Raw genomic sequence first — 12,891 nt, 5'->3', positions numbered from 1 at the left:
CCTATCGCTTCACCTGCCACCGATAGAAATTCTTTTAACAGAGAATAAAACTGAAAATTCTAACTTGTACTTAAGATCGCTAATGCAGTGGCGTGATATTACCTACTAAACTCCCACTGAATCTAGCAAAAAATCACGCCAGCCTACACCCCTCAACCCGCCACCAGCACCTCAACGCCCATTTTGCTTAGCGCGTCTTTGGCGGCGGCGGGTAGGCCGTCGTCGGTGATGATGCTGTCGAATACGCTGAGCGGCGTGGCGAGGTGGGTGGCGATGCGGCCGTATTTTGAGGTGTCACACAGCAGGACGCATTTGCTGCTGGCGTCTACAGCCGCGCGTTTCACCACGACTTTATCTTCATTCGGCGTGGACAGCCCGCGCAGGCTCCATGAGGAAGCGGAGATAAAGGCAATGTCGATGAACAGGTTGCGCAGCGCCTGCCCGACGGCTTCCCCAATGCAGGAACGGTTTTCCCGACACAGCGTGCCACCGGTGTGGATCATGCGGCACTGGCTGGACTCAATCAGAAAGGCCGCGATAACAAAGTCGTTGGTGACAATCAGCAGATCGTCACGCTCGGCCAGTTCGCGCGCCAGCGATAGCGTGGTAGTGCCCGCATCCAGATAAATGCAGCTGTTGAACGGGATATGCTGCGCCGCCAGTTTACCAATCGCCTCTTTCTGCTGACTGAACATCACCGATTTATCCTGATGAGACGGCTCAATCGCCAGCCGTTCAGGCGAGCGCACGCCGCCGGAGACGCTCAGCAGCAGGCCATCCTGCTCCAGTTTTTGCACATCGCGCCGCACCGTCATGTGCGACACGCCCAGCCGTTCGGTCAGCTCGTTAATGCTTACTGCGCCGCGCTCGGCGACCAGCGCCAGAATCTGTTGATGACGTTCTACTGGAATCACGCTGTCCGTTCCCTGTTTGATTGTGCCGGTCTGATAAATATGGAGACTGATAAATATTGTGAGAAACACCCCGTTTGATGACGATAATTATCATAAATTCACGTCATAAACCACGCCAGACATAACAACCTTTCTCACCACTCGCTGCCAAAATAGAAATAATTGACTGATATATAAAGATAATAATGGAAATTATCTTCCCAGCGGGGTTCAGCTACACTGAATCATCACGATCTCAATGTTAATTTATGTGATAAAAATCACCACAATTTGTTCTGATAGTCCTTATATTTAACACCAGAGAACAAAAAATCACTAATTTTAACAAGGCAACCACGATGAAAAAGACTTCTGATTATGCTGTCGCCGTTATCGGTCTGGGTTCCATGGGCTTTGGCGCTGCGGCGTCCTGCATCAACGCTGGCCTGACGACATACGGTGTCGATATCAACCCGCAGGCACTGGAAAGATTACGCCAGGCGGGTGCGGCGCAGGCCGACACGCGTATTGATGCCTTCGCTGACAAGCTGGATGCAGTCGTGCTGCTGGTCGTCAATGCAGCACAGGTGAATGGGATTCTGTTCGGTGAGCCGCAGGTCGCAGCGAAACTCAAGCCCGGCACCGTGGTCATGGTGTCTTCCACGATCTCTGCGCAGGATGCCAAAAATATTGAGCAGCGTCTGGCTGAGCATCAGCTCATCATGCTGGATGCACCGGTATCCGGCGGTGCAGTGAAAGCCGCCGCAGGCGACATGACGGTAATGGCATCCGGCTCCGATTTGGCTTTTGAGAAACTGAAACCTGTGCTCGACGCCGTCGCAGGCAAGGTCTACCGCATAGGTGAAGAGATCGGGTTAGGTGCGACCGTTAAAATTATCCACCAGTTGTTGGCAGGCGTACACATCGCCGCCGGCGCAGAAGCGATGGCGCTGGCCGCGCGTGCCGATATCCCGCTGGATATCATGTACGACGTGGTGACCAACGCCGCCGGGAATTCCTGGATGTTTGAGAACCGCATGCGCCATGTGGTAGACGGTGACTACACGCCAAAATCCGCCGTTGATATCTTCGTGAAAGATCTGGGGCTGGTTACCGACACCGCCAAATCGCTCCATTTCCCGCTGCCGCTGGCCTCCACCGCATTCAACATGTTTACCGCCGCCAGCAACGCCGGATTCGGTAAAGAAGACGACAGCGCGGTCATCAAGATTTTTAACGGCATTACGCTGCCGGAAAAGAAGGAGGCACCATGATCAAGCTAGGTGTCATCGCCGATGATTTTACCGGTGCCACGGATATCGCCAGCTTTCTGGTCAACAACGGGCTGCCGACCGTGCAGCTCAATGGCGTACCGCCGTCCGATTTTAAGGTCGACACGCAAGCCGTGGTGATTAGCTTGAAGTCACGTTCTTGCCCGGCGGAACAGGCCGTGGCGGATTCACTCAAGGCGCTGGCGTGGCTGCAACAGCAGGGCTGCCAGCAGTTCTATTTTAAATATTGCTCCACCTTCGACAGCACCGCGAAAGGTAATATTGGTCCGGTGACCGATGCACTGTTAGCGCAGCTTGGCGAAACGCAAACCATCATCTCTCCGGCGCTGCCAGTGAACGGCAGAACGGTCTATCAGGGCCATTTATTTGTGATGGATCAGCTGCTGTCCGAGTCGGGGATGCGCCACCATCCCGTCACGCCGATGACGGACAGCAACCTGATGCGCGTTATGGAGCAGCAGGCAGCCGGACGCTGCGGGCTGGTGCCGTATGCCGTGATGGATCAGGGCGCAGAAGCCGTTAAGCAGCGACTGATTCAGTTGAAAGAACAAGGCATACGCTATGTGGTGCTGGATACGCTGAACGAGCAGCACCTGTTAACGCAGGGTGAAGCGCTGCGCGACATGAAGCTGGTCACTGGCGGTTCCGGCTTGGCGATTGGTCTGGCACGCCAGTGGGCAGAGTCCGCGACACAAACGGGTTCCGCAACCGAGGCGGGCAAGCCGCAATCCGGCGCAGGTGTTGTGCTGTCCGGCTCCTGTTCGGTGATGACCAACAAGCAGGTTGCCCACTACCTGAAACAGGCAGCGGGGCGCGCGATTGACGTCGCTCGCTGCTTAGAAAGCGACGACGCTCAACAAGCCTACGTGCAGGAACTCGCCGACTGGGTAAAAGCACACCGTGGCGACGCACTTGCTCCGCTGCTATACGCCACGTCGTCACCCGACGAACTGGCGCAGATTCAGCAGCGCTGGGGGGCGGAAGCCAGCAGTCAGGCGGTGGAGAAGCTGTTTGCCGCCGTCGCCCACCAGCTTCAGCAGGACGGCTTCCAGCGCTTCATTATCGCGGGCGGTGAAACCTCCAGCATCGTGGTGCAAACGCTGGGCATCCACGCGTTCCATATCGGACCGTCCATTTCTCCCGGCGTGCCGTGGGTGCGTTCCACCAATCATCCGCTCTCGCTGGCGTTGAAATCCGGCAATTTCGGCGATGAAGACTTTTTTGCCCGCGCCCAAAAGGAGTTTGCCGCATGAGTGAACAACACCACAGCACCGAAGTCGCGCTAAACAGCGAACAGCGCGCACGCGCGGAAATGGTCAAGCTGGGCGCGTCCTTTTTCCAGCGCGGCTACGCCACCGGTTCCGCGGGCAATCTCTCACTGCTACTGGATGACGGCACGCTGCTGGCAACGCCGACCGGCTCTTGCCTCGGCGAACTGGATGCCGAGCGGCTGTCCAAAGTCAGCCTGAGCGGCGAGTGGATCTCCGGGGATAAGCCGTCGAAAGAAGTCAGTTTTCACCTGTCGATTTACCGTAACGACCCAGACTGTAAGGCGATCGTTCACCTGCACAGCACCTACCTGACGGCGCTCTCGTGTCTGGAAGGGCTGGATACACAAGATGCCATCAAGCCGTTCACACCTTATGTGGTGATGCGCGTCGGTAAAGTGCCCGTCGTTCCTTATTACCGCCCCGGTGATGCCCGGCTCGGTGAAGATCTGGCGAAGCTGGCTTCGCGTTACAAGGCGTTCTTATTGGCTAACCACGGCCCCGTCGTCACCGGCAAGGATCTGCGCGCGGCGGCGGACAACATGGAAGAGCTGGAAGAAACTGCCAAGCTGATTTTTATTCTCGGTGACCGAAAAATTCGCTACCTCACCGCTGACGATATTGCAGAGCTCTCTTGATGAGACATTTTTACCGAGGAGTTAACCATGCCTAAGTTTGCTGCCAATCTTTCCATGCTGTTTACCGACGTGCCGTTTCTCGATCGTTTTAAAGCCGCTGCCGATGCGGGTTTCACCTCGGTCGAGTATCTGTTTCCTTATGAATATCCCGCACCGTTGCTGGCGGAAAAGCTGCGGGAAAATGGCCTGAAGCAGGTGTTGTTCAATACCGCGCCCGGCAATATTGCGGCGGGTGAATGGGGCGTTTCTGCCCTGCCCGACCGTGTTGAAGATGCCCGCCGGGATATCGATAACGCTCTGGAATATGCGCTGGCGCTCAACTGTCCTTCGGTGCTGGTGATGGGGGGCGTCGTGCCGCCCGGTGAAGACCGTGCCGCCTATCAGCAAACTTTCATCGATAACCTACGCTACGCCGCCGATAAATTTGCACCACACGGCATCAACATCATGATTGAGGCACTGAGCGCGAAGGTAAAACCGAATTACCTGTTTGCCAGTCAGTATCAAGCGCTGGAATTAGCCAACCTGATTGACCGGCCGAACGTTTATATCCAGCTGGATTTCTTCCACGCACAAATTGTCGATGGCAACCTGACGCAAATTATTCACGATTTGGCTGGCCGTATCGGACATATTCAAATTGCTTCGGTTCCTGCACGACATGAACCCGATGAAGGGGAAATTAATTATCCGTTCATCTTTGCCGAATTGGATCGCGTGAATTATTCCGGCTGGGTTGGCTGTGAATATAACCCACGCGGTAAAACGGAAGACGGGTTGGGATGGGCTAAAACGTGGCTGGAGAAAAAACACTAATTCACTTATCCAGAAAATAATGTCAACACCAGAGACATAGTCGTTAGACGCGAATAAATAAAAAAGAATAGGTCAGACTCCTGTATGTATTACAGGAGTCGAGGCATCCCTTTATTCAAATAAAACAATAACCCAATACCTTTTCAGCCTCTGAATTGAAAAATGGGTCAATGAGGATAAGAACATGGCCACCTCGCTTTTACTCTGCATCGCTATCGCCGGGGTATTACTCCTGCTGCTGATGGTCATTAAATTTAAAATTCAGCCCTTTGTCGCACTGCTGGTTGTCAGTTTACTCGTCGCTCTGGCAACAGGTATTCCGACTGGCGAGGTGATGAAGGTAATTACCTCCGGTATGGGCGGTATCCTCGGATCGGTGGCAATTATTATCGGCCTCGGCGCCATGCTGGGTAGAATGATCGAAGTGTCCGGCGGCGCGGAATCCTTAGCACACCGCTTCGCCCAATTAATGGGACCGGGATTAATGGTAGCGGCGTTAACCATCGCCGCGTTTATTCTGGGTATTCCGGTCTTTTTCGATGTCGGCTTTATTATCCTTGCCCCAATTATTTACGGCTTTGCGAAAGTCGCTAAAGTCTCCCCGATTAAATTCGGCTTGCCCGTCGCGGGCGTGATGCTGACCGTACACGTCGCGCTGCCGCCCCACCCCGGCCCGGTTGCCGCCGCTGGCCTGTTGAATGCAGATATCGGCTGGCTGACCATCATTGGCCTGCTGGTGTCGATTCCTGTCGGCATCATCAGCTACTGGGCGGCCAAAGCTATGAACCGCCGCAAGTACGCGCTTTCCGTCGAAGTGTTAGAGCAATTACAGATGGCAAAGCCGGAAGATTCGACGCCGAACACGGCTCCCGTGTCTGCCCCTTCGGCTGGACTAATCGCCGCGCTGATCGCAATTCCTATCGCCATCATTATGCTCGGTACCGTGTCTGCGACCATTCTGCCTGCCGGACACCCGGTGCGTAACGTGATGTCGCTGGTCGGTTCTCCCGCCGTGGCGCTGCTGATTGCACTGGGATTAGCGTTCTGGCTGATTGCCCTGCGTCGCGGTTGGTCGCTGGAGAAAGCCAGCGGAGTGATGGGCGATGCCATGCCTGCCGCCGCGATGGTTATTATGGTGACCGGTGCCGGTGGCGTGTTTGGTAAAGTGCTGGTCGAATCGGGGATTGGTAAAGCGCTGGCGGATACGCTGACCAGCATTCACCTGCCGCTGGTGCCTGCCGCATTTATTCTGTCGTTGGCGCTGCGTGCCTCGCAAGGTTCGGCTACCGTCGCCATTCTCACCACCTGCGGCCTGCTGAGCGAAGCCGTCAGCGGTCTGAACCAGATGCAGCTGGTGCTGGTGACGCTCTCTGCCTGTTTTGGCGGACTGGGCCTGTCGCACGTCAATGATTCCGGTTTCTGGATTGTCACCAAATATCTGGGGCTGTCTGTCGCCGACGGCCTGCGCACCTGGACGGTGCTGACGACGATCCTCGGGCTGGCTGGATTCCTCTTCACCTGGGCGCTGTGGCTGGTGCTTTAATCGCGTGAAATTTCACCATGGGGAGGCTGCGACTTCCCCATTGGTATCAACTGAATACGGCATGTACCTACCTCCTTTATGCTGAAAAATGCGCCCTTTTTACTCCCATATTCCACATCTACCCGTTTTTATTCTGCCTTTATAATATCGCTTGGGTAAGAAACAACGCGTTTTCCTGCCTACTCTCGCAAATTGGCATACCGCACACATTATGTAATCAGAAGTGCACCCAATTCCTGACCTATCGTAAAGGATGCCCAATCTATAAGGCAAAGCCTGCATCAATCAATGAAAAATAATAAAGGAACATTATGAATTTTCTATCAAAAATGAAACTTGGCGCCATGCTGGGCGCAGGTTTCGCCTCTGTCATCATTATCGGTCTGATGGTTGCCATTCTGGGACGCGTCCATCTCGCCAATCTGGGTAAAGATATTGAATCACTCTCTGAAAAAAATCTGGCCAACCTGCTTCTGATTCAAGACACCAAGAGCGGTTTTGAGGTTGTCGCCCGTGTTGTCCGTAATATCGGGCTCTCACAAGACAGCGCGCGTATCCAGGAAGAAAAACGCCTGTTCGATCAGCAAATTATCCGCAATAACGAAGCCTTGGCGAAAGTCTATAAACAGCTTGCCGAACCAGAGGCTAGAACCTTGCTGGAACAACTCGCGCAGGCACGCCCGGTTTACCTAAGCGCGGTAAATAAAGCCATTCAATTAAGCCTCTCTGGGGTGCCCGAAGAAAAAGTGCAGGCCGCGTTAGTCATGGTCAATGAGATGCCACCGGCACAGGCAGCGGTTTTCGCGGCGTTGGACGGGCTGACTGCGTTACAGAAAGAACAGACGATGGAAACGACGACTAACGCCATGCATAAAGCCAGGGACGATGGCAATACGCTGCTGCTGTTCGCGGCGTTCGCGGTCTTCATCGGGATTTTTATCTCCATCCTGATCACCCGCACGATAAAAAATCTGCTGGGTGGCGAAGTCGCTTACGCAGCACACATCGCGCAAGAGGTTGCACAGGGCAATCTGGCCGTCAGCGTCGATCTGCGCCCCGGCGACACCCACAGCGTGCTGGCAGCCATGAACGGTATGCGCCAAAGCCTGAGTGGGATTGTTGAACAGGTGCGTGAGAGTAGCGAATCGATCGCAACCGGTGCCAGCCAGATTGCCGCTGGCAGCACCGACCTCAGCCAGCGCACCGAAGAACAGGCGGCTAACCTGCAACAGACCGCGGCCTCAATGGAAGAAATAAGCCAGACCGTGCGCCAAAACACCGAGACGGTGCGTAATGCCACGCAGTTGGCGCAGGCCACCAGCGATACCGCCGCTAAAGGGGGCGAAGCCGTCAACAATATCGTTATCACCATGAAAGAAATCACCGACAGCTCGCACAAAATTGGCGACATCATTAGCGTCATCGACGGCATTGCCTTCCAGACCAACATTCTGGCACTGAACGCCGCAGTAGAAGCCGCGCGGGCTGGCGAGCAAGGCCGTGGTTTTGCGGTAGTGGCAGGGGAAGTGCGTTCCCTGGCGCAACGCTCCGCAACCGCCGCCAAAGAAATCAAAGAGCTGATTGGCCACAGCGTCGAGAAAGTCGAAGCCGGCTCCGTCATGGTGGACAGCGCCGGTGCGACGATTGAAGAACTGGTGCGCCAGGCACACAATGTTGCCGGCCTGCTTAACGAAATTGGCGTCACCACGCAGGAACAAGAGTCCGGCGTTTCGCAGATTCATGATGCCATTAACCAGCTCGATCAGGTCACGCAGCAGAACGCCGCACTCGTTGAGCAATCGACTTCCGCTGCCGATAGCCTGAGCGATCAGGCTGCCCGTCTGGTCGAGCTGATGAAAGTGTTCATCGTTGAAGGCGGATCGTCACAGCGTATTACACCGCCGCTGAAACGGCCTGACAGCGCCAGGCTCTCTCTCGCCAACCCTAAAAACAGCACGGGAAGCGATAGCCAAAACTGGGAGCAGTTCTAGTTCTACGCGGGGGATGGATCGCGCATCCCCCACCCTACTTTCACATCCCTTCACCATCAGCAGCATCCATTCCCTGCGTTTCCTGTTTTTTCCTCATCCGCATGCGGCAATATCGACAATTAAAATCAATGTTTTCGCTAGTCATGCCGATATCCTAGAGTGGATTGCTCGGTTATTCATCAGAAGGATTTAGAAACCGCAGTCGTACATTGCTCTCGTCGTGCAGAAGAAAATCCGCTTAATAACAATAAACAGTGTCAATAAGTCATGAGGATAACATGCAGAATAAAAGAAAAATGAAACTGGGTACTCAGGTCGGTTCGGGTTTTGCCATTGTTATTGTTATCGGCCTATTAGTGGCCATTTTCGGCAGAATGCATCTGGTTGGCCTCGGTAATACCACTGACAGGTTGGCCAAACACCACCTTGCCAACCTCATCGTGTTACAAGAACTGAAAGATAATCTTAACGTCACGATCAAAGCCACGTTGCGTATGCTTATCGCAACCGAACAAAAGATTCTGGAAGACAATCAAAAACTGATTGAAGCCACGAGCGCCAAAAACACGAAACTCGTCACGCAGTTGGAAGAAAATTTACGGGCAACCGAGGTCCGCAATATTCTGGGTGAGCTTCAGCAAAATCGTACTGAATTTGCCACCGTGGGCCGCCAGGCCGTCGCGCTGTCACTCAGCAACAGGCAGGCCGAATCTATCGAATTGGTTAAAACCCAGCTTGAACCCATACAAACCAAGCTTTTTAACAATCTGAACACCATGATTCAGTTGCAGAAAGACTACACCACGCAAACAGCAACCAACGCGATTGAAGAGTCCTACTATGATGGCAATTCACTGCTGGTTCTGGCCGTCATCGCTTCATTATTCGGTGCAGGTATCGCCTGGCTGATTACCCGCCACATCAAGAAGCAATTAGGGGGCGAACCCGCCTATGCCACGCAGGTCACACAGGACATCGCACACGGTAATCTCGCGATGCCGGTCGATCTGGCGTCAGGCGACAATACTAGCTTGCTGTTCTCAATGAATAACATGCGCAAAAGCTTAAGCAGCATTGTTGAACAAGTGCGTGAGAGCAGCGAATCTATCGCAACCGGAGCCAGCCAGATTGCCGCGGGCAGCACTGACCTCAGCCAGCGTACGGAAGAGCAGGCGGCGAATCTGCAACAAACCGCCGCCTCCACGGAAGAAATGAGCCAGACCGTGCGTCAAAACACCGAGACGGTGCGCAATGCTGCTCAACTGGCGCAGGCCGCCAGCAATACCGCGGCTAAAGGCGGTGAAGCCGTCAGCAATATCGTTATCACCATGAAAGAAATTACCGACAGCTCACACAAAATTGGCGACATCATTAGCGTCATCGACGGTATTGCCTTCCAGACCAACATTCTGGCGCTTAACGCCGCGGTAGAAGCCGCACGCGCGGGTGAGCAAGGTCGCGGCTTTGCCGTGGTAGCAGGCGAAGTTCGCTCGCTGGCACAGCGTTCTGCAACGGCAGCCAAAGAGATTAAAGAGCTGATCGGCCACAGCGTCGAGAAAGTCGAGGTAGGCTCCAGACTGGTCAGCGATGCGGGAACAACAATCGAAGAACTGGTGCGTCAGGCACGCCACGTTGCCGATCTGATTAACGAAATTGGCGTCACCACGCAGGAACAAGAATCTGGCGTCTCGCAGATTCATGATGCGATTAACCAGCTTGATAAGGTGACGCAGCAGAATGCCGCGCTCGTTGAACAATCCGCGTCCGCTGCCGATAGCCTGAGCGATCAAGCGGCTCATCTGGTCGAGCTGATGAAAACCTTCACCGTAGAGGGCGGGTCGTCACCGCGCATTGCACCACAGCTGAAAAGACCTACCAGCGCCAAACTCTCTCTCGCCAATCCTAAAAGCAGCGCGGGAAGTGATAAGCAAAACTGGGAAACCTTTTAACAGCCCGCCAAGAGAACCCCAAAACCGCTGAGCAATCGGCGGTTTTTTTTCAATAGGAAAAACAATGAATAAAGAGGAAAATTAGCAATGCGTTTTATATTAAGCACGATGGAATAAAATCAACAAAACGAGGAATGGCTATTTTCGATGATAAAAACATCAAATATATGAGTGTAAAAACATCATGTCGTTCGAAAAAAAAGAATGAATAAAAAACGAGCACATTTTAGCGTTGAATAAATAAGCAAAAAATCATAACCACAGCGTTTATTAACATTGTTGTCAATTTAGCATTACAGCATGATCTCAGTTTATTTTTTCTCTAACCCATGGAGATATTGCGGCTTTTACCGCCACCTTTTATACTCCTGCGCCATCATTTACCCTTATTTGTATATGTTCCACCGCACCAGACACGACGACCGTTTACCGGAAAGCGTGACAGGAAAAAGTAAACTTAGGATACGTTTATTAGCCAAGGAAAACAGGAAACGATTACGGGAAAGGATATACCTGTCATTCTTCAAGCCGCATGTTTATTCATCTTTCTGCGACACGAGTCTTTAGGGTATCAACGTGATGGCACTTGCAAAATAAATACATTTGCGCAACGCCTATTTCACATTTAAAGCACGCCGGCACCAACCATATTCGTTCTTAACATATAATAAGGGACACAATGAATCTCATCAAAAATAGTAGCCTGGGTAAAATGCTAGGGACCAGCTTTACCCTGGTCATCGCTATCGGATTTCTGGTGGCGATATTTGGCCGTATCCAGCTCGAAAAACTCGGGGAAAACATCCAACTGCTATCGCAGGTCCGCATTACCAATCTCCTGATAATGCAGGAGTTTAAAGACAACATAAACACGAATGCCCTCGCCATCAGAAACCTGACGATGCTGGAAGACAGTCGGCAGATGCAGGAAGAGAAAGCGCGTATTGAGGCGATGATCTCCCGCAATAACGCGTTACTCTCGCAAATACACGACAGCGCCGTCGATAAACATGCTCAGGAACTGGTCGCGGTATTGGAGCGCGTGCGCCCGGCCTATAGCCGTAGCTATACAGACGCCATCGCATTGGCAATGGCGAACAAGAACAGCGAGGCTCAACATCTGTTATTAACCGACGTGCGTGTCAAGCAAGATGCCGTCTTCCAGGCTCTGAATGACATGGTTAACTGGCAAGAGAAGCTTACGGTGGAAATCGCCGACCAGTCTTTAAAGAATGCCACCAGCGCAGGTACGCTGATGGTGATTATCGCCCTGCTTTCTGTCGTACTGGGGGCAATGATTTCATGGTGGATTACTCGAACCATTAAGCGTCAGCTCGGGGGAGAGCCTGCCTACACGTTGGAAGTTACGCGTCAGGTTGCACAAGGGAATCTGGCCGTTGCGATTGAACTGCGCGACGGCGATACCACCAGCGTGCTGGCCGCGATGGAAGATATGCGTCAAAACCTGAGCAACCTGGTCGGTCAGGTGCATCAGAGCAGCGAATCTATCGCCACGGGCGCGACGCAGATCGCGATGGGCAACACCGATCTGAGCCAGCGCACGGAAGAACAGGCCGCGAATCTTCAGGAAACCGCCGCCTCAATGGAACAAATGAATACCACGGTGAAGCAGAATGCTGCGACCGTGCGCACCGCAACGGAGCTGGCCCATTCCGCCAGCACAACGGCGCAAAAAGGCGGCGATGCGGTCAATAACGTTGTGCGCACCATGGAAGATATCACCACCAGTTCGCGTAAGATCGGCGATATTATCGGCGTCATCGATAGCATTGCTTTCCAGACCAACATTCTGGCGCTCAATGCTGCCGTTGAAGCAGCCAGAGCCGGTGAACAAGGCCGTGGCTTCGCCGTGGTCGCCGGTGAAGTGCGCTCTCTGGCGCAGCGTTCCGCTTCCGCCGCGCGTGAAATCAAAGATCTGATTAGTGTCAGTGTGGCTAACGTGGAAATGGGTGAGAAGCTGGTTAACGACGCGGGCATCACCATCAAAGACATTGTCGAAAAATCTCAGCAGGTTGCCAACCTGCTCAATGAGATCGGCCTGACTACGCACGAACAGGAACAGGGCGTTTCTCAGGTGAATGATGCGGTGAATCAGCTCGATCAGGTGACCCAACAGAACGCCGCGCTGGTTGAAGAATCCGCCTCCGCCGCCGACAGCCTGAGTGAGCAGGCCAGAACGCTGCTGGAATTAATGGGCGTGTTCAAAATCAGTGGCGTTCAAACGCCAGCGCCACGTCTGACGTCAAAGGTGAAGCAGCCGACGGCACCGAGGCTGGCTCTGGCTGGCAAGTCAGGCAGCACAGGCAGCGATAACTGGGAAACCTTTTAACGAACGCGACTATCAATCGCTCTCAAGCCTCTTCTCGAAGAAAATAAAGCCGCTGAACACCAGCGGCTTTTTTATTGTCAGCTTTAAACCACCTCCTCGGGAGGTGGTGATTGTTCCTGTGAGGCTATAGCCTGAAGAAAGCCCATGCCAG

The 12,891-nt window shown here is 53.5% G+C and carries 9 protein-coding genes; 8 read left to right on the top strand and 1 reads right to left on the bottom strand.

Annotated elements, in window-relative coordinates:
* Window positions 1-152 precede the first annotated feature (152 nt).
* Window positions 153-914 carry a DNA-binding transcriptional repressor YgbI gene (ygbI, locus tag NXT09_RS19275; protein ID WP_268580900.1) on the bottom strand — a complete coding sequence of 254 codons (762 nt, stop codon included), beginning with the start codon at window positions 912-914 and terminating at the stop codon, window positions 153-155.
* Between the two features lie 338 nt (window positions 915-1,252).
* Here ygbI and ltnD point away from each other — a divergent pair, with 338 nt between their 5' ends.
* The 8 genes from ltnD (at window position 1,253) to NXT09_RS19235 (ending at window position 12,740) form a co-directional block, all read left to right on the top strand.
* On the top strand, window positions 1,253-2,167 hold the full coding sequence (gene ltnD / locus NXT09_RS19270; protein ID WP_014917036.1) for an L-threonate dehydrogenase: 915 nt from the start codon (window positions 1,253-1,255) through the stop codon (window positions 2,165-2,167).
* Complete coding sequence (gene otnK, locus NXT09_RS19265) at window positions 2,164-3,438, top strand: 3-oxo-tetronate kinase (RefSeq protein ID WP_268580899.1); 1,275 nt, start codon at window positions 2,164-2,166, stop codon at window positions 3,436-3,438. Before ltnD ends, otnK begins: the two co-directional genes overlap by 4 nt.
* Window positions 3,435-4,091 (top strand): 3-oxo-tetronate 4-phosphate decarboxylase, encoded by a 657-nt coding sequence (gene otnC, locus NXT09_RS19260; protein ID WP_268580898.1) that lies wholly within the window; start codon window positions 3,435-3,437, stop codon window positions 4,089-4,091. The genes otnK and otnC overlap by 4 nt, the downstream gene beginning before the upstream one ends.
* 27 nt (window positions 4,092-4,118) lie before the next feature.
* The gene (gene otnI, locus NXT09_RS19255) at window positions 4,119-4,907 is read left to right on the top strand and encodes a 2-oxo-tetronate isomerase (protein WP_174877160.1); all 789 of its coding nucleotides are present in this window, start codon (window positions 4,119-4,121) and stop codon (window positions 4,905-4,907) included.
* A gap of 184 nt (window positions 4,908-5,091) precedes the next feature.
* Window positions 5,092-6,450 carry a GntP family transporter gene (locus NXT09_RS19250; RefSeq protein ID WP_039275920.1) on the top strand — a complete coding sequence of 453 codons (1,359 nt, stop codon included), beginning with the start codon at window positions 5,092-5,094 and terminating at the stop codon, window positions 6,448-6,450.
* Window positions 6,451-6,761: 311 nt separating this feature from the next.
* Window positions 6,762-8,441, top strand: a complete 1,680-nt coding sequence (locus tag NXT09_RS19245) for a methyl-accepting chemotaxis protein (RefSeq protein WP_268580897.1) — start codon at window positions 6,762-6,764, stop codon at window positions 8,439-8,441.
* Window positions 8,442-8,719: 278 nt separating this feature from the next.
* Window positions 8,720-10,390: a methyl-accepting chemotaxis protein gene (locus tag NXT09_RS19240; protein WP_268580896.1), complete on the top strand. Its 1,671-nt coding sequence runs from the start codon at window positions 8,720-8,722 to the stop codon at window positions 10,388-10,390.
* Window positions 10,391-11,069: 679 nt separating this feature from the next.
* The gene (locus NXT09_RS19235) at window positions 11,070-12,740 is read left to right on the top strand and encodes a methyl-accepting chemotaxis protein (RefSeq protein WP_268580895.1); all 1,671 of its coding nucleotides are present in this window, start codon (window positions 11,070-11,072) and stop codon (window positions 12,738-12,740) included.
* Window positions 12,741-12,891 lie beyond the last annotated feature (151 nt).

The sequence above is a fragment of the Pectobacterium jejuense genome (assembly GCF_026800125.1).
GTDB classification, from domain to species: Bacteria; Pseudomonadota; Gammaproteobacteria; order Enterobacterales; family Enterobacteriaceae; genus Pectobacterium; species Pectobacterium jejuense.
The sequence above is the reverse complement of the archived record's forward strand: the minus strand, read 5'-3'. Positions and strand labels throughout refer to the sequence as shown.

Excerpts from the sequence above, each read along its gene's own strand:
- ltnD (WP_014917036.1), top strand. The coding sequence starts at position 1,253 with ATGAAAAAGACTTCTGATTATGCTGTCGCCGTTATCGGTCTGGGTTCC.
- otnK (WP_268580899.1), top strand. The coding sequence starts at position 2,164 with ATGATCAAGCTAGGTGTCATCGCCGATGATTTTACCGGTGCCACGGAT.
- otnC (WP_268580898.1), top strand. The coding sequence starts at position 3,435 with ATGAGTGAACAACACCACAGCACCGAAGTCGCGCTAAACAGCGAACAG.
- otnI (WP_174877160.1), top strand. The coding sequence starts at position 4,119 with ATGCCTAAGTTTGCTGCCAATCTTTCCATGCTGTTTACCGACGTGCCG.
- NXT09_RS19250 (WP_039275920.1), top strand. The coding sequence starts at position 5,092 with ATGGCCACCTCGCTTTTACTCTGCATCGCTATCGCCGGGGTATTACTC.
- NXT09_RS19245 (WP_268580897.1), top strand. The coding sequence starts at position 6,762 with ATGAATTTTCTATCAAAAATGAAACTTGGCGCCATGCTGGGCGCAGGT.
- NXT09_RS19240 (WP_268580896.1), top strand. The coding sequence starts at position 8,720 with ATGCAGAATAAAAGAAAAATGAAACTGGGTACTCAGGTCGGTTCGGGT.
- NXT09_RS19235 (WP_268580895.1), top strand. The coding sequence starts at position 11,070 with ATGAATCTCATCAAAAATAGTAGCCTGGGTAAAATGCTAGGGACCAGC.